We start from the raw sequence: 26,121 nt of genomic DNA on the forward strand, positions 1-26,121 counted from the left end.
GTGTTCACTTGAACCAATTTGGAATTATAGATCATCCTTCAATTCGCCCTATTCAGATACAAGATCGTTGGTGCGTGCACAGTTATTATACTTTATCCCCCTATGCACCGGACGGGTCAGGTCGTATTCTGTTAGCGGGCGGTGATTTAGAGAAGCACACCGGAGAGGTGTTCATTGTTTCTCCGAAAGGAGAAGTGCTGGATCGTTTTGGACAAACTGCACTCCACTCCGGGTTCTTTCATACGGGTCTATGGCAATCTTGGAGCCCGGATGGAAAATATGTATATTACCAAAGCGGAACCTTCAATCGACCGCGAATTATTAGACGCGAATTAAGTACAGGAACAGATCTGACAATGGAAGGCGACATGGAGGGAGCGCCACCATTCGGCGAGCCGATTATTTCCGGTTTAATGGGGATGCTCTATGCGGCTGGCTACGGATATGACCGATTTCAACCCAAGCTGTCACCTGTCCCTTTCCAGATGAGGGGAGATCATGGATTGTTCCGATACTCGTTTGATCCGAACAAGAAGGAGCTAGCTCTAAGTACATCGGAAATATTGGAACGGCATCCACATCGCGATCATCTGCTTCAAAGCGATCAAGAGGTCAAGCAGCGGCTGGGAAGCGCCGAAGGCTTAACGTTGATGAGCTATTGCGTCCGGTGGAATACAAACGGTAGTCGGCTGCTATTCTACTTTGGAAACCATTGCGTGGACAAAAGCAGAGGAGAGCCTAGATTGGCATACGTATTTACGGCAGACAAAGATCTGAAGGAACTGCATCTGGCCGTTGATCTAAGCTATGGGAAGCAAGGCGTTCACTGGTTTTGGCATCCAGACGGAGAGCACTTGATCGGATATGGGCCGGATCCGGAAGACTTGTCTCTTTTATGTCTGGCGCAAGTTCGTTACGACGGTAGCTGTTACCAAAGAATCAGCAAGCATTGCAGCGGGGGACATCCAAGTATTTCGCCGTCGGATCATAATCTGCTCGTAACGGATACAGGAACAATACCTGGAGAGGTTCTATTCATTGATGTACGAACGGATCAGGTCATTCAAAGCTTATTCCTGCCTCGTGTATTCGGTGAGAAGGAACCAAGCGGCAGAAATCCTTATCGTGTATGCCATCATCCCGTGTTCTCCCCGGACGGCAAAAAGGTACTTGTGAATACACTTCCTAATCAGTACGCTGTTGTATGCGAGATTGATGTCGCGGAGGCATTGAAATGAGCCTTTGGACGATTTTGGATGGAGCATACAGCATGCCGGGTAAACAAACATGGGGCCGGAGATTGGCTTGCAGATTCGGGTACTGGTTGGCATCGCGTCACCCGAGGTCAAATATACACCCGACTTGCCTAATTAGCCCCGAAGCGAGAATTTGTCCGCGGGACGGAGCGATTGAGATCGGTGAACATTCTACGGTCGCTCTTGGAGTATTGCTACAGGGGAATGTAACCGTTGGGAAATACTGTTCGATACAGGCTTATTCCAATATCGTAGGATATGGATTTTCTCAAGATACAAGCGGGCGAATCATGATTGGAAATTATGTGCGCATTGCTTCACATGCCATCATCATCGCAGGCAACCACCGATTCGATGACGTGGATAATCCGATTTACAAGCAAGGGGTTGAATTTGCGCCGATTACGATTGAGGACGATGTTTGGATCGCCGGAAGGGTAAACATTACCGCTGGAGTTACGATCGGCAAAGGCTCAGTCATTGGAGGAGGTTCTGTTGTGACGCGGGATATACCTCCTTACAGTGTTGCCGTTGGTGTACCCGCCAAGGTTATTAAACGAAGAATAGCTAATGATTAAATCAAAGTGCAGTCTCACTAATCAGGGGGGGCTGCATTTCACTTTTATGCCATGTACTTATTTCGCAAAAATGTGCAGCAAAAGAGTTGAACATTTTTGCCAGAAGAGAGAAGAGGCGTTTGGAAATGGCTATGTATCAAGGTTTCAATAAGATATGGAGGCAAAAGAGTCGCGTAGACGAACAGCTTTGACGTGGGGTAAATTGAAGCTATCAACTTCGAGACAGAAGGACCGACCAAGGATAGGAGGAGCATTAACCATGAGTAAGGCATCAATTTCACCAGATTCAATTCTTCATGGCAAAAGAGGAAAGTCACCAACGAAGTCGCGAATGAAATGGAAGCAAACCATGAACATTTTATTTCGTGACCGTTTTTTATATCTACTCGCATTGCCAGGCATCTTATTTTTTATCATTTTTAAATATGTTCCCATGTGGGGCTTGGTCATTGCTTTTCAAAATTATTCGCCTTATGCGGGTATTCTGAAGAGCGATTGGGTGGGACTTGAACATTTTGCGCGGTTTTTTGGCAATGAGGATTTCTATCTGTTGCTGCGGAACACATTAGCTATCAGTACTTTAAATATATTGCTGTTTTTTCCGGCACCGATCCTCTTTTCCATTATGTTAAATGAAGTTAGGCAGATGGTTTTCAAAAGAGTGGTCCAAACGGTTATCTACTTCCCTTACTTCCTGTCATGGGTCATTATTGCCGGACTCAGCTTTATCATGCTCGGACAGTCGGAAGGCGTGGTTAACGCAATCCTTGTGTTCCTCGGTTTTGACAAAATAGCGTTCTTGACTTCTCCTGGATTGTTCTGGATTATGTTAACCCTGCAAACAATTTGGAAAGATGCCGGCTTCGGAACGGTCATATTTCTGGCAGCAATCGCCGGCATTGATCCAACCCTATATGAGGCCGCCAAAATGGATGGGGCTAGCAGATTGAAACAAATCAGGCATGTTACTTTACCAGGAATACGTAATGTCATTATTGTTCTTTTGATATTACGACTGGGGGACGTTATGGATGTTGGATTTGAACAAGTATTCCTAATGGGCAGCGCGGCCGTATCGAACGTTTCGGATGTGTTCGACACGTATGTGTACAGAAATGGCATATTAAATGGGGAATTCAGCTATACGGCATCTGTTGGTTTGTTCAAGTCGTTTGTTGGGTTAATTATGGTGGTAGCAGCCAACAAGCTTGCTAAGATGTTTGGCCAAGATGGTCTATATTAACAAGAGGGGGGAGGAAGCTATGCATAAACAAACCTTTTCGGAGAAAATGTTTGAAAGAACGAATACGTTGCTGTTGGTCTTAATTGGAATTGTTTCGATCTTTCCCCTTTATTATGTATTCTGTGTTTCATTCACAGACCCTGCTGTATATTTGAAGGGTGGACTTATCCTATATCCGCAAGGTTTTACCTTAGAGAATTACCGATACCTGCTATCTACGCCGCTGTTTCCGCGTTCCATGGGCATAAGCGTTTATCTTGCCGTAATAGGCACGGCAATGAGTTTGATGGTTACTTCCGCGCTAGCCTATGCATTATCCAGAAAGCGCATGCTAGGCAGAAAGTCGATACTGCTGCTGATCTTGTTCACAACTTTATTTCAGCCCGGTTTGATTCCGAATTATTTGTTAATCAAGGACTTGGGCTTGATTAATTCCTTGTGGGCGCTCATTCTTCCCGCGTTAAGCAGCGGTTGGAATGTGTTTCTGATCAAAAGCTTCTTTGATAGCATTCCCTCAAGCTTGGAAGAAGCAGCTGTTATTGACGGATGTAACGATGTTCATGTGTGGTGGCGGATTATTTTACCGCTATCTCTTCCGGCGTTGGCTACATTCGGATTGTTTTTTGCGATAGGTTATTGGAATGTATTTTTTAATGCGGTTCTTTATATCAATGATTTCCAAAAATGGCCGCTGCAGCTGGTGTTAAGGCAGATGCTGATCGATTCCAGTACTTCGGCCGGTGGGGGGAACATTCTCGAGGAAGGGCAAATCATAAACCCGCAATCGATCAAGATGGCGGCCGTCCTTATTGCTACGATCCCCATTCTAATGGTATACCCATTCCTTCAAAAGCATTTTACCAAAGGAGTTTTGGTAGGCTCTATCAAGGAATGAGATCATACAGTATGTTGAGTTGCCAAAAAGGGAGGAAAAAAACAATGAAACACCTCACATCCATTCGAAAGAAGTCGGCCGTACTTCTGGTTTTAACGCTTGCAACAGGTACACTGCTGGCGGCATGCGCTAAAGAAAGCGGCACACCCGCTACGAATACAAGTGGCAGCTCAATGCCAACTGCCAGTGCGAAAGCGTTAGAACCACCAACACCCATTAGCATTATGTCTACGTTCTATGGAGCAGAGCCTCCTGGCCCGGATAATGTGGTGATCAAAGAAATCGAGAAACGGACCAACACCAAGCTCACCATTACATGGGTGTCTCCAAACAGCTATAACGAGAAGGTAAACGTTACCCTCGCATCCGGAGAAATTCCGGACATTACTTTAATCGGGGATAATTTTGCGTCAAATGTAAGAACTATGGCCGCTCAGGGCGCCTTTTGGGATTTGGAGAAATATATAAACGACTACCCTAATTTGAAAGCTTACCCGAAGGAAGCCTATGATAATACCCGGTACCAGGATGGTAAAATGTACGCCATCCCCCGCGTTCGGGGATTGGAAGCGGGCATGTTGTCCGTTCGTAAGGATTGGCTGGATAAGCTAAATCTGAAGGTTCCGCAAACGATGGACGATCTCTATAAAGTGATGGAAGCATTTACAAAGAATGACCCTGACGGAAATGGTAAAGCGGATACGGTTGGATTGGTTGGCAACATTGATTCAGGCGGCTTAAGTTTGGGCAGTTTCAATGGGATTATAAGTACGTTCCAAAATGCCAATGACAGTTGGAAGCTCGACAATAGCGGTAAATTGATCAACATGACAACGGATCCATCGACGAAAGAGGCGATTGCTTGGCTGCGAAAAGCGTATGCGGATGGGTTGATTCACAAGGATTTTGCTACGCTCAAGAATACACAGGCGAGAGAATCTGTCATGGCAGGTAAAGCAGGGGTTTCCTTTGATGCTGTCTCGACAGGATGGGTGCTCACGGAAGGAATAAGAAAGACGGATCCTAAGGGAGACATGCTTCCTCTGGTTTCATTAACGGGTCCAAGCGGAAATAAATATAATAGTAAAAGCTTGGGCTACAGCGGTGTATTTGTCATTCCGAAGTCAGTCCCTGAGGCTAAATTGAAGAAAATTTTGACATTTATTGATTACGGCGCTTCCGATGAAGGCTATGAGTTGGGTGCATATGGGTTTAAGGACGTTCATTTCACTAAAGACGGCGACTTCTATAAACAGACGGAGCAGGCTCAAAAAGATATTGTTTCAACGTCGGCCTTCGGCCAAATTTTCACTAAGTACAATAAATATACCTATGCGGTTGCTCCCAATATCGCAGCAGATTATTACAATCGAAATAAAGGAATCATTGATGAAATAAGCAAGATCAGTATTTCTAGCCCAGCTACAGGACTTTATTCCGAGACATGGACCAAATACCGAAATGAATTTTTTAAGAAGACAACAGATCTTCAGGTGAAAATCATTTTGGGAACAGAGCCGCTAGAAAGCTGGGATGCTTATGCGACGAAACTGGCGGCGGATCCGAATTGGGTTAAAGCGATGGAAGAGATGAATGCAGCGTATAAGAAGAAAGCTGGCAAGTAAAGCAGGTATGGCTTGGGATTTGTTTAATACTAACATCTAAGAATCTTACTAATGTTACTAGAGGTGGGCAGATCGCCATGAGGAAGCTAAATCTGAATTATTATTATAAAAACTTAATCATTGTATTTATAGTAACCTGTCTTCCCATGGCGATCATTGCTGCTTGTAATTATTTTATTGCTGTTAAACAAATAGAAACGGAAGTAAAGCGAAGCCATCAACTGCAGCTTCAACAAATCTATAACAGTATGGAAAAACAACTGTCTCACCTGGAATTAATTGGCAATCAATGGGGATTTAATCCGATTTTTAACAGCGACTTGCTTAATGGCGATTTGCGCCAGAAACCAGATGCGACGCGAGAGTTGCTGGTGTCTTTAAGGATATTGAAGGAAACCAACCCTTTGATCGACAATGCGGTGCTGTATTTGCAAAAAGACCAATTATTAATTTCCGATGATGAAGGGATCAATTCAATAGCAGAAGAACCAACCAAGCAAACGTTTCAACAGCTTTTAACTACGAAATCATCCCTTTTCTGGTGGGATCATCCTGTCAGCGCGCTCAAATATAAAAACAAAGTGAACGTAGCTCTTGTTCACAAAGTTCAGGGACTGGAAGGAGCTCCCTTCGGTATCATCATTCTGTATATCAATAAGAGCCAGTTAGATGATTTGTTATTTCCTCTTAATCCTGATGGGGAAGGGGTCGCCTTCATCCTAAATAAAGAGGGTGAATGGGTAACAAACGGCAGACGTCAAAGTTCGGGACCTAACGAAATGGATGAAGCCGTTCGGCAGGAAGTATTACAACAAGGACGCCAAGGCGGCGATTTTATCTATAATCAGAACGGGGCAAGTTATTCCGTTACGATAGGGGTGTTATCGCGAAACGGTTGGAAGTATGTAGTGGCTACGCCGCTTTCCAAACTAACAGCACCAGTCATTTTGGTTTCGAAGCTTGGCCTTGCTGTCAGCTTGATAGGGTTACTGGTTGCTGTTGTCCTTTCCTTGTTGGCATCCCGAAGCATTTACAGGCCGGTTAAGCATTTGGTAGGTATGTTCATGGATAGCGTTGGGGGAGGAGCAGCACCTGCTGAGAAAAATGACGAATTCCAATTCATCGAAGGAAAATGGCGGAAGATGATTCATGAAAGCAGAGAGCTGCACGTGAATCTGGAGCAAAGCCGTCAATCGTTGAAGGAAGGGTTATTGCTGCAATTAATACAGGGACACTTATATTTCTTCTCCGAAGCTGAGCTGAAGAAGAAGATGTCGCTCCACGGCTGGAATGCAGACGATAAGGGCTTTGCTATTATCCTGGTCCGGATGGATGGCATCGCAGATAAGAAAGGAAAGTTTCATGAAGGCGACGAACAGCTTGCAACCTTCTCTGCGGTCAATATTTCACAAGAAATATTGAAAAGCAGTTCTAAGGATGCAGAAGTGATCAATTTCTATGATCTTTCTTTTGCTGTTTTACTTGCTTATCCGTCAGAGCTTCCCAAGGAGCAGGTCAAGAGCGATGTATTCCGACTGTCTGGAGAATTGATCAATATTCTGACTCGATTTACGCAAATGAGATTTACCGTAGGCGTAGGAAAGCTCGTATATCTTGCACAAGATATTCATAAATCATTGGAGGAAGCAAGGGAAGCACTGAGGTTCAGAGATTTAGACAAAAACGAACAGATCTTAGATATGGATAATTTGCTTCCGCAGGTAGCCCCTCATGTTAACTATCCGTTTGATATTGAAAATGCGATCATTCAATCCATGAAAATGGGTGTGGAAAAGGAAGCAGTTAGGCAGCTAGAGAGTTTTGTTAAAATGTTAAAGCAAAGCCAAGGCAAGGAGATGCTGTTCCAACAAGGAATGCTGCAGCTTCTGGGAAGTATTCTGCATGCTTTACTGAAATCAGGTGTGTATTCGGCAGCACTGCATCGCGATGGTAACCTATTCGAACAATTGAGCGCCATTAAAGTCCCGGAAGAGATGCTTCGATGGATGCGATCAAGAATCATACAACCGTATGTCGCCGAGCTCTCCAACACGCGGCAGAAGATCATGAAGCAGATCGTGAATAAGGTGATAGACGCCATTCATGAGCATTACCATACTCCGATTTCTCTGGAATCCTGCGCGGATGCACATGGGATCACTTCCTACAATTTAAGCAAGGAATTTAAACAATACACGGGGACGAACTTTATCGACTTTCTGACAAATATTCGTTTGGAGAAAGCCAAGGAGCTTTTGCGGACAACCGATATGAAAATGAACGATATTGCCGAGCAAGTAGGCTATCAGCCGACTTATTTTATACGGATTTTCAAGAAGGTGGAAGGGAGTACTCCTGGTCGTTACAGAGAGATGAATGTTACACATTTTTCTGTTGATTCATGATAAATTTATAAAATAACACAATGGCTGATTGTGAAAATGAGCCCAATGACCTGAGGCAAAGCCTCAGGTTTTTTGCATTTTATAAACTAAAAATTTCGGCGAATAAGACAAAAAATAATTGTTTCATTCATGTTGCAGTTTAACTTGAAAGTATAGAATAAATCTGTAATTACAGTCGCTTATCTCTGTGATAGGTTCCTTTCCTTGGTTAGTTAGGAGAAACAAATTTTACAAATTTATTTAAGGAGGTTGGTTGTGAACTTGTTGGACGTGTAATGTAATTTCCAATCATGAAAACGCTATCAGCATGTGTTTTCGTAAAATCAAATGGGTTTCGATACATCCATTTAATTAGGAGGTAAAAGATGTTAATAAAAGTAATTAAACATTTGATTCGATTTGTTGAGCTTACAGCTCTGGCTTTGTTACTATTTATTTTCAATCCTTTTGTTTATAACTCGGTATCAGCAGAAGAAACACAACCACAAGAAATAGTTTATGTATCCCCAAGCGGTTCAGATATGACCGGAAATGGGATGGAAAGCAGTCCTTTTCTAACCATAACAAAAGCACGTGACACAGTCAGGGAATCTATCGCCAATCATACCATGACCGGGGATATTACCGTATATCTACGGGGAGGAACATATTTTCAAAGCAGCACGCTTACATTTGAACCGGAGGATTCCGGACTAAACGGCTATAACATTATCTATAAGGCTTATCCGGGGGAAACCCCGATCATTAGCGGGGGCCAGCCTATCACTGGGTGGCAATTAATGTCGGCAGGGCTTTACAAGGCCCCGGTCGATTCACTTGACTTCCGGCAGCTATATATCAATGGCGACCGTGGCGTCAGGGCGCGTACACCGAATGCAGGAAGTTTTTATAGATTAAAATCCTTTGATAACGACAACAAGACCATCAAAGTGAACCTCTCCGAAGCCGATGGCTTGGTTGGGGGATCAGGCACTGCTGAAATGGTCATTCAGACCCATTGGGCGGACCGGCATCTTCTAGTTGAATCCGTCAATATCGGAAATACTGAGGCGACCATAACCCCCAAGGAGCCTGAAAGGGACCAGGTTATCGGCAATGAAAATCCAAAAAGCGAATCCAATCAATCCTATCATTTTGAGAATAAATTGGCCTTTTTGGATCAGGGCGGGGAGTGGTTCTTAGACAAGGAGAATCAAGAAGTCTATTATCAACCTCGTCCGGGCGAGGATATGTCTACTGCTGTCGTTATCGCCCCCAAATTGGAAACCGTGGTCAAACTTACGGGCACCGTGGATAATCCCGTACATCATATTCAATTCCATGGTGTGAGTTTCGAGCATTCCACCTGGCTGAAGCCTAATGATGGTTATGCCGCCGTACAGGCGACATATTATACGGTCGGAGGCCTCTGGTATGGCGGCAAGCTTCCCGGAGCGGTACTGATGGAAGCTGCAGGCAATATCCGGTTTGAGCGCAATACGTTCAAGCATTTGGGCGCAACGGGGTTGGACCTGAGTTACGGCAATTTCGATACATCCATTGTGGGCAATGTGTTTACGGATATTTCCGGCAACGGTGTTGGGGTAGCAAGCAAACTCTATACACTAACTGCAGCTCCGACCGATCCTCGAATGATTGATAAAAGAATTCAAATTAATAACAACTATGTCTCAAAAACTGGGCAGGACTATTATGGCGCCGTAGGAATTTTTGGAGGCTATGTGGAAGAACTGACGGTAGAGCATAATGATATTACAGATTTGCCTTATAGCGGAATGTCGGTAGGCTGGGGCTTTACCACTACTCCAACGGCACTGAAGAATAACATAATAAGGAATAACCATATTTATAATGTCATGAATTTGCTGGATGACGGCGGCGGAATTTATACTTTGTCCTATCAGCCCGGCACCCAAATCAAAGAAAACTATATCCACGACGTTGTCCGTTCGCCCTGGACCACTGTCAACTTTCCGGATAAAGAATGGTGGCGGAACCTTGGGATTTACCTGGATAATAGAAGTTCAGGAATGACAGTTATGAATAATGTTATTTTGAATGCGGAAAGAACGATTAAAACCAACATTGAACCGTACGGGTCCAATACCTTTATACGTAATCACAACGACCTTCAGTGGGTCAAGGATCTTGCTGGGATCGAGCCTGCCTTTCAGGACATCCGTTTGACGGTAGCGGGAAACCCACCGCCTGCTGTGCTGGATACTATGCCGCCGACCCTGTTGAGCGCTGAGACGAATGAAACGGGAACTGAGATTTTGCTGACTTTTAATGAACCGTTGGAAGCCATCTCGGACTCGGGAATCTTGGACGCTTCCAAATTTATCTTAAACGGTACGACTGCCGTGGTATCTTCCGCTGTTTTGGATTATGCGGATGTCAGAAATGCAAAGGCAAAGCTTTTACTGAACAAGACCGCTGGTTATGGCAAGACGGTTACTCTCACACTGTCGGCAGGCGCAGTAAAGGATGTAGCATTAAATAGTATTCAAGAAGCAAATAGTTTCAGTATCACCAATAATACGCTTATCCCATATTTTATGAAGGTTTCCATGGTAGGGTCGCCGATTCTGCATGTTGGAGAGACTACACAAATTAAAGCTGCTTTTACAACCAGAGACGGCATGCCGGTAGAAATATCGCAAGGTATCCTTGCCTATAACTCTGCGGATAGCAGCATTGTAACGGTAAATAACGGTAATGGTATGGTGACAGGGATAAAAGCGGGAGAAACTAAAGTAGCTGTTAGTTTCCAAATTGACGGAATTGAATTCCTGTCTAACGTAAATCTGCTTGTTATCCCTGCGGGCACTCCCCGGCCCGAGCTTGTGAACATTGCAAAAGGAAGGTCGGCAACGGCAACAAGTGAATATAGCTCAACCTATGCCGCAAGCAAGGCTATCGATGATAATATCAATACGGCCTGGATTACAGCCGGAACAGCATCATGGACGGTAGATTTAGGTGAACAGGTTGACTTATATCGGCCTCGTAGAATCGAATTTGTAACCAGACAGGATGCTGATCAAAATTCTTCGCGAATCAACTTTGAAATCAGGGCGTCGAATGACAGTACATTCGCAACTTATACAACATTGGGAAGCCAAGGGCCTGGTGTATTACCGTATAGATCGACATGGTCTGTTGATTTGACAGATACAAGCAGCTATAGATATATACGCTTTGTCAAACCGGTGAATTTTGCAGCGGTAGCTGAACTCAGGGTACTGGCTGAGCCCAAGGATTCTCAGAATGAGGTTTCATCAATAACCGTTCAACCGGGAGATGCGAAATTGACAGTCTCATGGGACGAACCGTCGGATGCAAACTTTGCTGGAGTTAAAATTTATCACGACGGTGCGGTTGTGAAATCGGTTGCCAAAGGCACGAAGTCAGCCGTCATTGAGAACTTGGCAGGTGGCGTACCTTATACTTTTATTATGAAAACCTTTACTAATTCTGGCGTAGAATCATCCGGGATAAGTGTTACCCGGACACCCATTCTGGTAGATGTTATTGGACCGACACTTGTGAGCGCAGTAACGGATGAGACAGGAAAGGTTATTGCTGCGACGTTCAGCGAGGCACTGGATAAAGCTGCTTTGCAAGCATCAAGATTTATCCTCGGAGGAACAGATGCTATCGTCACGGAGGCTGCGTTGGATAGTACCGACACCCAGAACAAAACAGTAAAGATAACGTTGAATAAACCGATCGGTTATAAGAAAGTAATTACACTTTCGCTTGCAGAAGGCGCAGTGAAGGATGCAGCGTTAAATCCAATTCTAGCTGTAAATAACTTTAATATAGTGAACAACATGCTTATACCTTATTTCATGCAGCTTTCTATGCAAGGGACGCCGATTCTGAATGTTGGAGAGACTGTACAAATCAAAGCGGCCTTGACAACCAGAGCCGGCGAGCCAGTGGATTTATCACAAGCCATTTATGCCTTTAACGCTGCGGATAGCAGCATTGTAACTATAAATAACAGCAATGGAAGGGTGACAGGTGCGAAAGCGGGAGAGACTACGGTAACTGTCAGTGTTACCATTGATGGAGTTGAAGTCCGGTCTATTGTAAATATCCTTGTCATTGCTGCAAACACGACAAAGCCTGCACTTGTGAACATTGCAAAAGGAAGACCGGCAACGGCAACAAGTGAATACAGTGCGACTTACTCGGCAAGCAAAGCAAACGACAATAATATCAATACGGCTTGGGTAACAGCCGGTACTGCATCATGGACGGTAGATATGGGTGAACAGGCAAGCTTGTATCGGATTCGCCGAATCGAATTTGTAACCAGGCAGGATGCCGACCAAAATTCTTCGCGAATCAACTTTGAAATTCGGGCATCGAATGACAGTACATTCGCAACTTATACCGTACTGGGAAGCCAAGGAGCTGGTGTGTTGCCATATAAATCAACATGGTCGGTGGACGTGACGAATATAAGCAGTTACAGATATGTACGTTTTGTCAAACCTGTCAACTTTGCAGCGGTAGCAGAACTGAGGGTACTTGCAGAGCCAATTGTTGACAATACGCCACCGGTTACAACTGGCTTATTAGAAGGTACCAAGAGCAGTGATGGGATCTATACTTCCGATGTGATGTTAACCTTAGCAGCATCGGATGCTTCGGTAGGATCAGGAATTGATAAGACGGAATATAGCTTTGATGGAACAAACTGGCATATTTACAATGGCCCATTGGTGTTTACAAATGAAGGCATAACCAATGTGAGCTTCAGGTCATATGACATAGCAGGCAACATAGAAATCCAACACACGATAACGATTCAGATTGATCAAAAACCTCCAGCAGATGCAACCTTAGTTGCCGATCTTACTGCGCCGACTAACAACGGTGTCACTGTAACGGTCAGCTATCCAACTGACGCAACTATGAAAGAATACAAAGTGGGCATGAATGGTGCATGGACCGCGTACACTGCTCCTGCCCTCATTTTGGATAATGATACCGTGTATGCAAGAGGAACGGATGCTGTGGGCAATGTATCCAATATAACCAACTACGCAGTAACTAATATCGATAAGATTGCACCGGTAAGTATCGCATCTGTAAGTCCAGGCATCCCTAATGGAAGCAATGGATGGTATACGTCCGCTGTAACGTTAAACGTATATGCAATGGATAATTTATCAGGCGTGGCGAAAATCGAATACCAAGTGAATAACGGAGAATGGATAACTTATTATGGTTCCATTCCTGCCTTTGAGGAAGGAACTTATAAGGTCGGTTATCGCAGTATGGATCAAGCAGGAAATGTAGAACAGATCCAGAACGTCGAGTTTATGATTGACAGAACGGCACCAATTCTCGCTATTCAATTAGACAAAACGTCTATATGGCCGCCAAATCATCAAATGGTCACCGTTAGTGCAGTGGTGTATTCGAGCGATGCTGCATCAGGTGTTGCCTCTGTGGTATTAACCTCCATTACATGCAATGAACCGGATAGCGGCGAAGGTGATATTGGGGCAGATTTGGGGACAACGGCTACCTCTTTTAGTTTGCGTGCTGAAAGATTAGCTACTGGTACGGGACGCATATATACAATTACTTATACGATAACCGACCAAGCGGGCAATAAATCAACATCAGTAAGCACAGTTATTGTACCGCATAACCAATAAGTTAAGTTATACCAGACAGCAAATCCGTGAGTTTGCCCAGCTTGTTGAGAAACTTCAACAGGTTCTTTTTATTTAACTGGCATGCAGCCAATTATTCGGCGAATAAGATAAAAAATAATTGTTTCATTCATGTTACTACTAGACCTTAAAGTATAGAATAAATCTGTAATTGAAGTCTTTTGTCTAAATATAAAGATCCTTCTCTTTGCTAAAAGGATAATCAAATTTTACAAACTTATATTTAAGGAGGCTTGCTATTCATGAACCCGTTGTACATATCGCAAAAGCTATACGAGCACTACGAGCATATGGACGAGGTAAAGCATTATTACGGATTGTTGTCCATCTACGCGCTGCTGCAAACTGCTGAAGAGAAGCAGGATCGGGTACTGTTAGAGAAATGCAAACACATCTTGTCTCGCTTTCCGGACCGAATTGAGCACCCGCGTTACAATTTTCCAAGCTACCGTATTGGCGGTATCCCCAAGGCTTATGCGCTGATGAAAGGCTATATGCCGGAGGCGAGCAATCAGGTAAGAGAGTATGCCGAGGAAATGATGACCGCCACAAGGGATCGTAAAGGCATTATGTCGTATCCGTATGCTCCAGAAGAGGAATTGATATGGATCGATGTCGCTATGGCAGTGACTCCATATTTGCTGTTCGCGGGACTTGCGCTTGACGAACAGCGGTATATCGACGAAGCGGCCAATCAAACGTTTCTTATGTATGAGGAATTTCTCGACTCCGAAAATGGCTTGCTTCATCAAAGCAAGAATTGGGCAGGACCTGGGAAATTTTCCGAGGATCATTGGAGTAGGGGAAACGGATGGGGATATATGCCTCTAGCCGAGCTCGTGCAGCATCTTCCGCCAAGTTCCGTCCATCGGCCGAAGGCGGAGAAATACTTCAAGGATTTATCGACGGCACTGCTTCCCTATCAGTCCAAACGAGGCTTATGGAGACAGGAAATTCCGTTTGAATACTCCTATGAGGAAACGTCGGGAACAGGACTAATCCTATATGGAATTGGCATTGGATTGCGTATGGGGCTATTAGACAAGGACACTTATTTCCCCGTCCTTCAGAAAGGTATAGAAGGGTTGAACAAGATTAGCATCAATCCGGATTATTCAACAGAACGCAGTTGTCCAGGATGTTTGTGTCCTGGCGAAGGCGAGGATAGAGGTACTGTGCAGTCCTATGTAACGTTGATGCTGCCGCATCGAGATGAACATCATAGCTTCGCACCGTTAATGTTTTCTATGGTTGAGGCTTACCGAAACGGAATCTATGATGTTCCTCGTAATGACTGAACATGAATCAGGCAGCAACGGGGCATGCCGAATAGGTCATGACAATGGGAGGTCTGGTTTTGGGAAGAATTCTCGGAAACTTGGAAGAATTACGCAGTCGTATTTACAAGGATACAGGTAAAATAAGAGATCTTTGGACATCGATGGAGGAGCGGGTCAGGGAGCATACGAAATCTCCAGGTTTGATGCAGCCGGGAGATACACAGGAGTGGTGGCACCTGATTTGGGAAAGACTCAGCGATGCCGCATTTGTGCAAGCTGTCAAACCGAGTGAAGAGCTGCAAACGTGGCTTAGAGAAATTGTACTTGAGGTCTGTGATAAACCAATCAATGAATGGATAGGCCCCTGGTTCAGGTCAAGAAGCCTTCCACTAATGGGAACTTTGGAAACGGCTCATACCTCAATCGCCATCGCAATCGTGATTGACTTATGCCCTGAGCTATTCAGCGATGAGGAATTGTTGATTATTAAGGTCAACTTGAGAACCAAGGGGATGGATCCGTGTAAGGCTGCTGCTAATCAATATTTGAATGCGAGAGATCAAATTAGCAATTGGTTTATGGTTCTATTAAACGGTATAGGGACGGTCGCAGCGGTACTGGATGATCGGGAAACCGTTGCGGAAACCGTAGAATATTACAAGGCAGCGGCTATGCTCTATAACGAAGATAGCTACGGCGAGTCGGTGCAATATAGTAATTATGCAACCATTCATTTAAGCCATTTGCGAGAAATCTTGACGCGATACGATCCGAACCTCGAAGAGAATCTGGATATTGGGTGTTATGCGAAGCTGATGCCTTGGTATGCGGCGAGCTTTATGTATATGAAGCCGCTTGAGGGATGGGGATTGGAGCGATATCCCAGAACGGTGAACTTTGGCGATAGCTCAGCTATGTTTCGCCCTTCTGGGGATGTACTGCTCCATGTAGCTGCCCGAGCCAAACGACAGTTCCCGATTGAATCCGGTATAGCACGCTGGTTATTCGAACGAATGTACGCAAATCCACGATTAGGACCTGATGAGGGTGCATCTTTCGGTTTTAATAATAGCTCCCAGTTTCTCAGCATTCTACTTTATCAAGAAGCAGCGGAAGCGTTGACGCCGGAGCAGGCAGGGATTCCGCTCCTGTCATCGTTTGAGGTGGGTAACATTATTGCAAGAGATCGCTGGGAGCGGCCGGTTACTGTGCTGGCAATTCAAGGGGGCTTCAAGCCGCATCATATCACTGCCCATCGGCATGAGGACCAAAATAGCTTTATTCTGTCACATAGGCAGGAACGTTTCTTTGTCGACCCGGGTCACTGCTGCTATAGATTGAGAACACAGGACTTCACGAAATCAACAACTTCGCACAATACATGGAGTTTTGAAGCGGAGGATAAGGTTGGAAACCCGTTTGTGATCGAACAGAAGCCCGTACACGGGAACATTTACAAACCGACATCCCTGTTTAATCATAATCGCATTGTCAAAGAATTGGATGGCATTCATGTAGTCCGATCGGATGCGGCAGAGCTTTACGGCGAGCCGATCCGCAGTGCAGAGCGGACATGGATCGCGGCGATGCCGCACACCCTTTTTATCATCGACAGGATTCAAGCTGACCGTCCGGTTAAGGTGAGGAGCCACTTTGTGATCAATAACCGTGATAATCGGTTAAAGGCAAAGGTAGCCGCAGAAACGAAGCTAGTGTTCAGGCGAAACGAAGCAGGAATGAAATTTTTTCAAGTGAGCGCTACGTCAGATGGGGAGATTAACTCAAACCGACTGTCGTTGGACTGGGGATATGTTCACGATTGTTATCATCCGCTGCCGAATCAAAAGGGGCAAGGGGCGGAAGGTAGTGCTTCTATATTCCGTTATAAGAGCGAGAGGTATCAGACACAGCACACCATCATTTATGCCATTGCAATGGATGATACGGAAACGGTAAGGCACTGGCACATACTGCCATTATCGGACCATCATTTCTATGTTGAGCCTCCGGCAAAGACGGGGGGATATTCCTTACAATTGATGGAGAATGAAGATTTGATTGTTAAGGATCATTCGAGTGGTCGGGAGTACCTCATTAGCCAAAGCGATATGACTCCGCGGTAAGGTAAAGACTTAGCGATATCTTTGCATGTCATCGCCTATTATCCTGTGATGTAATCTGAAGGGTTCGCGCCTGTCAGCTTTTTGAATAAGCGGCTGAAATAGTAGATATCCTGAAAGCCTACCGACAACGCTGCTTCCGTCACGTTACATTCTCCGCTTAGCAGGAGATCCTTGGCTTTGTTGATACGGATATGGTTCTGGTATTGTATGGCGGTCATACCGGTGATTTTTTTGAACAACAAACGAAAATGAGAATCGCTCATGTCCGCAAGCTTTGCAAGCTCATCGATGGAAAAATGGTTCTTATAATTGGATAGAATCAAGTTGGCTGTTTGCTCGATCGCGTTATAGTGGGCAGACCCGTGAATCGTCCGATCCTGTTCCTTGATAAGGTGATACAGAATATCCATAATGATGCTTTTGCATTTTATAACGAAACCGCTCCGCTTGCCGGACCAAACCAGATTAAGCTCTGCGAAAAGGGAGGGAAGCCTGTATAGATGCGGGCTGCGAGTCACATGATCCAATCGGTCCAAAGATTCCTGGGAATTCTCGTTAAGGAATTGAATATCGAATGCCACTGTATAAAAGGACCAGGGATTCATCGGATTAGAGGAAGCTGAACGCACAAGGCCTTTTGGAAAAAACAGCAGATCCCCTTTTTTAACACTTATTTCTTTTCCATTAATACCGTATAAAGCCTCACCATCCTTGCAGAAAGCGATAATATAGGCATCGTGATTGACGATCCGGTCATATTTCCAATGTGGATTCGGTTCCCGTTCGTAGACATTTCCGATGCTTGATATGTTGAAGTCATAATCATTTTGTACATGAAGATTAGACATTGGTTCATCGCTCCATCGAAATAGGATTGTTATTTTTATTATAATAACGCGATTAGATGAATGTCCAGCACTATGTAAGCCTTATCATTAATAATCAATTCGTACAAATCAAATAGTGGAGGGAAACAAGATGAATTTGGATCAATTGAAAGCCAATCGAAGCAAAAGGGAGCTCAAGCCGCTTCCTATCTCCGATAAGGAGCTATGCGAGCGCTTTGGCCAAGTGTTTACAGCGGCCGTAAACGATGTATTAAGGGAGAACGGCCTTCTTCATCAAGTGCTGCCGAGCAACATCATGCCATTGAAGGATGAGATGGTGTTATGTGGGGTGGCGTTTACCGTCAAGGGCTCGAAGAATCTCACTTTGGAAAGCGAAATGGAGCAGCGGGCTAAAATGCTTGAGGAGATCGGTGCTGGATCGGTGGTCGTCTGGGATACGAGTGAGGATGATGAATCGGCGCAGTGGGGGGAAGTGATGACCATGGCGTCCAAACTGCGAGGGTGCAAGGGGGCTGTGGTTGACGGAGGTGTCCGGGATACGAACAAGGTCCTGGAGCTTGAGTTCCCCTTGTTTTGCAAATACAGGACATCCAATGGTATGCTCGGAAGATTTCGCATGATCGATTGGCAAATACCCGTCATGATCGGCCAAGTGTTCATTTATCCAGGGGATATTATTTTCGGAGACATTGACGGCGTTATCGTAATTCCCAGAGACATGGCCTATGACGTCCTTCTCAGGTCAGAATATATCAAAGAAAACGAGAAAGAGATAAAGCAGATGGTGCTAGATGGACTAACGCCGACGGAAGTTGTGAAAAAGGGCGGATATTTTTAACGCAAAAAATCAAAGGGAGGAATGAACATGAAAGCAGCCGTATTAACGAAATGGGAAAATATCGAAATCCAAGAAGTGCCGGTTCCCGAACTAGGAGAGGAAGAATGCCTCATCAAAGTCAGGTATGCGGGAATCTGCGGTACGGACCTCCATATTTATGAAGGGCATCATCCGACAGCGAAAACACCTGTCACAATGGGGCATGAGTTTGTCGGGACAATCGAACAAATAAACACGAAGAGCGAGACTTCTTTTAAAATAGGCGACAGGGTGGTTATGGAGCCCCTAATCAGCTGTGGCACATGCGAAGCTTGCAAGGAAGGTAATTGGCATGTCTGTCGGAGCCTTAAGCTCTTCGGCATTCATACGAACGGAGGTTTTGCCGAATATTTGAAAGCATCACTGGCTAAGGTGATTAAGGTTGACGACGCGCTTTCAGACCGGATTGCGGCCATGACGGAGCCGTTTGCGGTGGGATTTCATGTGAATCGAAGAGCCGGTGTGAAAATTGGTGATCGTGTATTAGTGATTGGTGGAGGCCCTATTGGCTTGATCGTTGGCTTGGTCGCACGGGAAGGTGGTGCTTCACAGGTGGTATTCTCGGAGATCAATCCTGCTAGGGTCGAACAAATCCGCTCGTTTGGTTTTAGGGATGTGATTAATCCAGCTGAGGAAGACGGTGTGAAAAGGGCGAACGACTTGACTGCTGAAGAAGGCTTTGACATTGTCATTGAAGTATCCGGGTCCCAAGCGGGAATCCTCTTTGCCACACAAGCGTGTAGGATAAGGGGGACAGTTGTCTTCGTAGGTTTTCCAAGCAAACTACCACAATTAAATGTACTGCAGGGGATTTTTAAAGAACTTACCATGATTGGAAGCCGAGTGTATACGTTTGGTGATTTTCAGAAAACGATTAAAATGCTTGGGAATATGGCCGCTTCAAATCAATGTGATCTGGAGAAGCTTATCAGCGACATTTGCCCATTGGAACAACTGGAGACATCTATTCAAACGATGAAAGCAGGCAAAAATAACGGGAAAATTTTAATTGAATTTTAACGGAAAAAGGATGTGGTTCGGATGAATCGGTTAAAAGATAAAGCCGTTGCCATCATCGGCGCTAGCGGGGGTATGGGCCAAGCTGTCGCCAAAGCATTAGCTGCAGAAGGGGCTAGGCTTGCATTGGGATCGCGAAGTGAGCAAGCTCTAGCAGAACTGACTGCCTGTCTTGTAAGGAACGGAGCCGAAGCCGTTTGTAAGGCATTAGACGTAACAAGTGAGCAAGAAGTACAGGCATTCTTCGACATGGCATCACAGGCTTTTGGCCACCTTGATGTACTATTGAATTTGGCGGGTTTAAGTATTCCTGCTTCGATTGCCGAGATGTCCGTGGAGCAATATGAACAATCCATCGATGTGAATCTGAAGGGTACTTTCCTTTGCTCTAAACATTTTATTCCGCTTGTGAACACGGAGCACGGGGCTTTGATTGTCAACATAGGTTCCATGGCTGCCAAACGGGCGAACTCTGGAGCGCCCCTCTATTGTACTGCCAAGGCTGCCGTCAATATGTTCTCGCAGGGACTGGCCTTACAGTTGGTGGAGAAAAACATTCGAGTCACCACGTTAAACCCGGGAGCTACGGATAGCGGCTTTTGGGGGACGCGACCGGTCGCGAGGGACAAATTCATGACGACCACCGACGTAGCTGAAATGCTGATGTTTGTTCTTCAAATGAATCCACGAGTCGTTGTTCATGAAATCAATTTCGAGTCATTTGCGGTTTTTAAGTAGGTTCAATAAACGGATAGCCGCCCTCTGGTATTTTTTCCAGAGGGTTGGACTATGACTGCTCATACCTAGCCAAAGCTCTTTTGGCCGATTCAAGCATTCTCCTTTGCAAATGATCGCCTTGGGTGACACGCACGCGCTTACCCAAGAAACGAAGTTTGCTAAGGACATATTCGGCTTCATTATTTTGAAAGGTTAATCGGATTGTATATGATTCTTGAATTTCATCGTAATCAACTTGCTTCTCAAAACAAGAGAAGGCATACAAAATCCGGGATAATTCTCGATTGTACTCCTTTATAACCTCAATCGTTGCATGAATCTGACGTTTTTGCAGCAGTTTCTCTATATCTAAACCAATTTGGGCAACTCGCTCAGGAGAAATGGACAACTCTTTGATCGATTCAATTTTTTCGAGTTTCGTACTCATCATTGCTCGATGTCTGATGTGATACCAGAGCAAGTACCATTCTTTTTTCACCAAGGAATACTCAAGCTTATAGGGAAAAGCCATTTCATTGGTAAAAGTCCGATCATCCTTCACTCTGTAAGTAAGTTGGATAGCGGCTTGACTCGTAATGAATCGACGTAATGCGCGAAGCATCGGGTGATAGACTAGCTTCTCCTTACTTCGAGCTTTCTCAATAAAGGCATCAGAAAAATCCAAGGTATTCTCATCAACTAGGACAGATTCAAGCTTTTCCAATGTCACTGAAGTGAAAGCATAGGACGCAGAGGGGTGGTTAAGCATGGTTTTCAGCCATGACCTTTCCTGTGAGGTAATCATGAAAGTGCCCGAATTCTCTAGCCGCGTAATCATTTGATAGTTAAATATTTTCTCGAACAGGTTCATAATACGTCTCGAGCTCCTTCCACTCCGCAATCATCTCATTCCGAAAATAGATCGGTTCAAGCACTTCGCAGCTAGATCCGAAGCTTCTAATCCAAGGCTTAATTTCCGTAGTTCCATTAACCTTAATTTCGAAAATAAACGAATCGATCTGTTCTTCCGTAATCTCTCCCCACTGCCCCTGAAGAAGGACACGATCTTTAATGAAATTCGGCCCCGTATGCGCCTGGGTTAAAAAATCTTACTTTCAAGATAACCGATCGTCCGGTATCAAGGACCCAACTATGCTTGATACTCTCCTCCAATACACTTTTCTTCTCATCAAAAAGGATTGAGTCGACAGTCTCACCTTGCTCAATTTGAGTCATGCCTTCCATACGATATTTCTTGATACCATGCCGGTAATCATAAGCAAGAAGATACCATCGTCCATATTGGTGATCGTAGACAATTTTGAGTGGTAGTGTTTTCTGCAGCTTCCCTTCCATTTCGCGTTCAAACAATGGATTTGTGTTTTTCGATGAATAGGACTGCGAATTTTTAGGCGAAAAGTATAAGAACTCGATTTTGCGGCGTTTTTGGATCGCTGATAGAAGGATGGAAAGATGCGCTTCATCCAAAATACGTGAGTGGTAATGATATTTATAAAGGAATGGTTCTATGGATGTTGGCTCGGATGAGGTCCGATTCATATGCTTTTTTAGCCCGTCTCGCAGTAAATAGCCTTGAACGGACGGTACCTGTGTATTCGACATCACATCAACAAAATCATAGAGGTCAAGAAGCTCATCCTGGCTAAGTTCATGGATTAAATCATTATGTATGCGATAACGATAGGGGCGTGGTCCAGGCACTTTTTTAATGACACCGACTTCTTCGAGATATTTCAAGTCGTTTCGAACCGTTTTCTCATCAGGAAGTGAGGAATCGGTTTGGATATCTTTACTACATACATCCAGCAGCTCAATAGCGGTAAGTGCCTGCTCATTCAAAGCAGTAAGCAAAGTAGAAATTCGTTGACTTTCGGATTCTTTCAATGACTTTGCTCGAAATAAGAACAGCAGCATAGGATCAGTTGAATCGAAATAGCTGTAGCGCAGCATCTCGGCGAATTCTTTCCTTTGCGTGTCCGGTGCTTGTTGATACATAGTCGCTACGATTTCTTTTAACCGGCGTAAGGTTTTATCAAAGGTATGAACCGAGATACCGAGCCTCTCCGCAAATTGCTGACGACTGTACGCACCGCTAGTGAGGACAAGCATTCGCAGAAATTGAATTTCTTTATCAAAGCTTTCCTTGGCCATTTGTATCCCTCGCTCTTCATTTCAACCTTTACTTATTGTAACAGGGGAGCGATATGGAGAAAATGGAAAACTTTTCACCTGTCGTCATACTTTCACCATGTTCGTTCGAAAGGAAATAAGCGAAGATAGCTTTAGAAGAAAAACGGAGGTTAACCAAATGGATATGAAAACAATCGTACACGGCGGTAATCATTATGAAAAGGAACTAGAGCATGGCAATCTACATGTTTTTGCTAACCCGGATGTTTTCCAATCCTTTGAGAACAAAGTATTCGAAATGGCAGATAATAACCTGCGTATTCCGCGTAATGTGCATATGAGCTATACCCCGGACGCCCATGTTGGTATTGGTACTTGCATTGGGACAACGGCAGTTTGGAGTATGAAAGACGGGTTCGTTTCCCCATCAATTGTTGGCGTAGATATCGGCTGTGGCATGCGCGTACATACAACATCCCTGCACAAACGTGATATTCAAGACAAGGGTGTTCGTAGAGCGCTAATCAAAGCGATCGAGAAATATGTTCCAACGAATGAACGAACGAATACGAATTATTCCGATATCGATATCATGAATGTGGTACAGGACGGGTTAAAGGGACTTCCCGAGAAATACGTTCCGAATGAACAGTGGTTGTCACATGTTGAGGAGTCAACATTCAAGTTTGACCATGCCTACCTTGAGAATTTGCCAGCAAAAATCCGTAAGTATGCCCATGGGCAGCTGGGGACGCTTGGCGGCGGGAACCATTTTATAGAAATTCAATATCTAGAAGTGGCGGAGGCTCATAAGGATGTAGGGGCAAAATGGGGCTTGTTCGACGGTCAAGTTGTCGTCATGATTCACTCCGGGTCCCGTGCATGGGGAGCTATGTTGGGTCAAGAATTCACCAAGGTTTTCAGAGAAGCCATGCAAAGCTGGGGAATCGAAAATCCCGACCGGAATCTCTTATATGCTCCTATTGCAAGTCAAGAAGGGCAAACCTACTTAAATCTGATGTATTCCGCTCTAAACTTTGCGGTAAGTAATCGACATATGATTGCCTTTGGCGTGCGTGAAGCTTTCAGGGAAGTATTTGGCGGGGATGAAGAGTTGCCTGTTCTATATGACCTCATGCATAACTATGCGCTAAAGGAATTTCACCGCAATCAGCCGATGCTCGTTCATCGAAAGGGAGCGACAAGAGCGCTGCCGCCAGGTCATTTCCTGAATACAGCTGCCTATAAAGAAACGGGACATCCGGCATTAATCCCCGGTTCAATGGGAACCTCATCCTACATTATGGTTGGGAAAGAGGAAGGACTGAAAAACTTCTACTCCATCTGTCACGGTGCGGGCAGAGCGAGATCACGGAAAGCAACAAAAGAGCTTGTCACCGTCGATCAATTCGCGCAATCGATGAAAGTTGGAACGGATGATGAGATTCTCGTTAATCATCGTTCTCTGCAAACCATCCTTGATGAATGTCCGCAAGCCTATAAAGATGTGGATCAGATTATTGATAGTGTTGTGGGTGCATCGTTAGCTGATGTGGTGGCGACTTGTAAGCCGATGGTTGCGATTAAAGGGGTTTAAGAAATTGTAGTGATGATAGACGTCAATGGACGTATAATCATAAATTTGGATGTATGTACGGATGACTTTACCTAGGCTAGGATTTCAAATAGTCCGGCAGTGCTCACACATCTCTATGTGTTTGTATACTGTAATGTTCATTTCGGCGTACATTCCCCAGGTGCAGGGGTTCGAATCCCCTATCGTGTGGAACGATTAGCTCAGTGGTAGAGCACTCGACTTTTAATCGAGCGAAAAACATCCCCTATTGATTGTGTATTGGAGTCTTCTGTGGCTCTCAGATAGCACACTGCACTAAGGCTATGCAGTCTGCAGATACCGATTGCAAGAATGCTTAAAACCGTTTGTTAAATAAAGGGAAGATAGACGGTTTGCTAGTGAAACCCGACATCTCCAACTAGTTTCAAATGGCTGTTATTCATTACTTGTATTCTTAAGCAGAATTCCGCCCTACTCGCAGGAGGACTCCAAATACGTGATCTATCATTCAAGGAGGTTTAACATGTTTAAAAAAGTGACGATACAAAATGACGAACGAGGACTGCTTTTTCGTAAAGGCAGCTACTATAAAAGCTTACAACCAGGCACTTATCGGTTGTCTCCATTTTCGGATGATAACGTTGAGATTCTAAATATCATGCACCCTTTTAATGTAAAAGGGAAAGATCTTCAGTTGTTTATGCATGACGAAATACTCATACAAGAGCTGGATATTGTGCAAGTTCAAGACTATGAATACGTTCTGCATTATGAAGATGGCAAATTTGTTGGTTTGTTGACAGCTGGAAGCTATGCCTTTTGGAATGCTTTGAAAAAGCACACCTATCTTCGTACAGATATACGTAATCCTGAATTACCAAAGGAAATTGATCCAGCTATCATTCCTAAGCTAATTGGTTATTATCAAACATTTGATGTGGCTAGTTACGAAAGTGGAGCTTTGTTTTACAACCATGTCATGCAAAAGGAGCTTGCTCCCGGCAAATATTATTTCTGGAAGGGACCTATAGGAGTCTCTGTGAAAACCATCGACCTGCGCCAACAACAAATGGATATGACGGGGCAAGAAATGATGACGGAGGATAAGGTAACTCTTCGACTTAACTTTGTGTGCCAATATCGTATTGTGAATCCACTTCGAGCGCTTGAAATCAAGTCGTTTGAAGAGCAAATGTACATTCAACTGCAGCTTGTTTTACGTGAGTATGTTGGTACGTTGAGATTAGATGAATTGCTGAAAATGAAACAGGAAATCACCACCTACGTTTTGTCACGCTTGAATGAGAAAAGTCTAGATTATGGCGTGCAGTTCTTATCCGCAGGTGTGAAAGATATTATTCTGCCGGGTGATGTTAAGGATATTCTGAATACGGTCTTGTTGGCTGAGAAGAAGGCTCAAGCCAATCTCATTACGCGGCGTGAGGAGACAGCTTCTACTCGGAGCTTGCTCAATACGGCTAAGCTTATGGATGAGAACCAAACCCTGTTTCGTTTGAAGGAGCTTGAATTTCTTGAGAAGATATGTGAGAAAATCGGGACGATCTCTTTCAATGGTGGAGGTAACTTACTAGAGCAGCTGAATTCGCTTGTTGGAGATAAAAACATTTCTAAGTAATGATAAATTTTATTAATAGGCACGATCATTATAATTAATCTTTCCGCCGCAACGGATTGACAGTACTTAGGTTTGACTCGTATGATGTTTGTAAATGAATGGAAAGGAGGCCGACGATATGATTCGCAATCAAATTTCTATGAATAACCTGACAATTGAAAAGCAATTCATACCATCGGTCTCAACCGGACTTTT

At 44.4% G+C, this 26,121-nt stretch carries 16 protein-coding genes and 1 pseudogene; 14 read left to right on the top strand and 3 right to left on the bottom strand.

Going from position 1 to position 26,121, the window contains the following annotated elements:
- Positions 1-8 precede the first annotated feature (8 nt).
- From QFZ77_RS11820 to QFZ77_RS11860, 9 genes are all read left to right on the top strand, one after another.
- On the top strand, positions 9-1,238 hold the full coding sequence (locus QFZ77_RS11820) for a hypothetical protein (protein WP_307439649.1): 1,230 nt from the start codon (positions 9-11) through the stop codon (positions 1,236-1,238).
- Positions 1,235-1,834 (top strand): acyltransferase, encoded by a 600-nt coding sequence (locus QFZ77_RS11825; protein ID WP_307439650.1) that lies wholly within the window; start codon positions 1,235-1,237, stop codon positions 1,832-1,834. The genes QFZ77_RS11820 and QFZ77_RS11825 overlap by 4 nt, the downstream gene beginning before the upstream one ends.
- Before the next feature lie 259 nt (positions 1,835-2,093).
- Positions 2,094-3,077, top strand: coding sequence for an ABC transporter permease (locus QFZ77_RS11830; protein WP_307439652.1), 984 nt, complete (start codon positions 2,094-2,096; stop codon positions 3,075-3,077).
- A 19-nt stretch (positions 3,078-3,096) separates the two neighbouring features.
- On the top strand, positions 3,097-3,972 hold the full coding sequence (locus tag QFZ77_RS11835; protein ID WP_307439654.1) for a carbohydrate ABC transporter permease: 876 nt from the start codon (positions 3,097-3,099) through the stop codon (positions 3,970-3,972).
- 44 nt (positions 3,973-4,016) lie between these two features.
- Positions 4,017-5,597 carry an extracellular solute-binding protein gene (locus QFZ77_RS11840; RefSeq protein WP_307439657.1) on the top strand — a complete coding sequence of 527 codons (1,581 nt, stop codon included), beginning with the start codon at positions 4,017-4,019 and terminating at the stop codon, positions 5,595-5,597.
- 77 nt (positions 5,598-5,674) lie between these two features.
- Positions 5,675-8,002: a helix-turn-helix domain-containing protein gene (locus QFZ77_RS11845; RefSeq protein ID WP_307439658.1), complete on the top strand. Its 2,328-nt coding sequence runs from the start codon at positions 5,675-5,677 to the stop codon at positions 8,000-8,002.
- 365 nt (positions 8,003-8,367) lie between these two features.
- A complete protein-coding gene (locus QFZ77_RS11850; protein WP_307439659.1) occupies positions 8,368-13,683 on the top strand; it encodes an OmpL47-type beta-barrel domain-containing protein in 5,316 nt (1,771 codons plus the stop codon).
- A gap of 260 nt (positions 13,684-13,943) precedes the next feature.
- Positions 13,944-14,999 carry a glycoside hydrolase family 88 protein gene (locus QFZ77_RS11855; protein ID WP_307439661.1) on the top strand — a complete coding sequence of 352 codons (1,056 nt, stop codon included), beginning with the start codon at positions 13,944-13,946 and terminating at the stop codon, positions 14,997-14,999.
- Positions 15,000-15,058: 59 nt separating this feature from the next.
- Positions 15,059-17,104 (top strand): heparinase II/III domain-containing protein, encoded by a 2,046-nt coding sequence (locus QFZ77_RS11860; protein WP_307439663.1) that lies wholly within the window; start codon positions 15,059-15,061, stop codon positions 17,102-17,104.
- Between the two features lie 38 nt (positions 17,105-17,142).
- On the opposite strand, the gene QFZ77_RS11865 is transcribed toward QFZ77_RS11860, so the two are convergent.
- Positions 17,143-17,952 (bottom strand): AraC family transcriptional regulator, encoded by an 810-nt coding sequence (locus tag QFZ77_RS11865; protein ID WP_307439665.1) that lies wholly within the window; start codon positions 17,950-17,952, stop codon positions 17,143-17,145.
- Positions 17,953-18,082: 130 nt separating this feature from the next.
- Here QFZ77_RS11865 and QFZ77_RS11870 point away from each other — a divergent pair, with 130 nt between their 5' ends.
- From QFZ77_RS11870 to QFZ77_RS11880, 3 genes are read left to right on the top strand one after another with little or no spacing between them, the layout of a single operon-like run.
- The gene (locus tag QFZ77_RS11870) at positions 18,083-18,790 is read left to right on the top strand and encodes an RraA family protein (protein ID WP_307439667.1); all 708 of its coding nucleotides are present in this window, start codon (positions 18,083-18,085) and stop codon (positions 18,788-18,790) included.
- 27 nt (positions 18,791-18,817) lie between these two features.
- Positions 18,818-19,849: a zinc-dependent alcohol dehydrogenase gene (locus tag QFZ77_RS11875; RefSeq protein WP_307439669.1), complete on the top strand. Its 1,032-nt coding sequence runs from the start codon at positions 18,818-18,820 to the stop codon at positions 19,847-19,849.
- A gap of 21 nt (positions 19,850-19,870) precedes the next feature.
- The gene (locus QFZ77_RS11880; protein ID WP_307439672.1) at positions 19,871-20,584 is read left to right on the top strand and encodes an SDR family oxidoreductase; all 714 of its coding nucleotides are present in this window, start codon (positions 19,871-19,873) and stop codon (positions 20,582-20,584) included.
- Positions 20,585-20,633: 49 nt separating this feature from the next.
- On the opposite strand, the gene QFZ77_RS11885 is transcribed toward QFZ77_RS11880, so the two are convergent.
- Positions 20,634-21,434, bottom strand: coding sequence for a WYL domain-containing protein (locus QFZ77_RS11885; protein ID WP_307439674.1), 801 nt, complete (start codon positions 21,432-21,434; stop codon positions 20,634-20,636).
- A pseudogene (locus QFZ77_RS11890) lies at positions 21,409-22,735 on the bottom strand (helix-turn-helix transcriptional regulator). The gene QFZ77_RS11885 and the pseudogene QFZ77_RS11890 overlap by 26 nt, the downstream one beginning before the upstream one ends.
- Positions 22,736-22,898: 163 nt before the next feature.
- On the opposite strand from QFZ77_RS11890, the gene QFZ77_RS11895 reads away from it, so the two are divergent.
- Positions 22,899-24,311, top strand: a complete 1,413-nt coding sequence (locus QFZ77_RS11895) for an RtcB family protein (protein ID WP_307449445.1) — start codon at positions 22,899-22,901, stop codon at positions 24,309-24,311.
- A 502-nt stretch (positions 24,312-24,813) separates the two neighbouring features.
- Positions 24,814-25,926, top strand: coding sequence for a slipin family protein (locus QFZ77_RS11900; protein ID WP_307439676.1), 1,113 nt, complete (start codon positions 24,814-24,816; stop codon positions 25,924-25,926).
- The last annotated feature ends 195 nt before the right edge of the window (positions 25,927-26,121 follow it).

The sequence above is a fragment of the Paenibacillus sp. V4I3 genome (genome assembly GCF_030817215.1).
GTDB lineage: Bacteria > Bacillota > Bacilli > Paenibacillales > NBRC-103111 > Paenibacillus_E.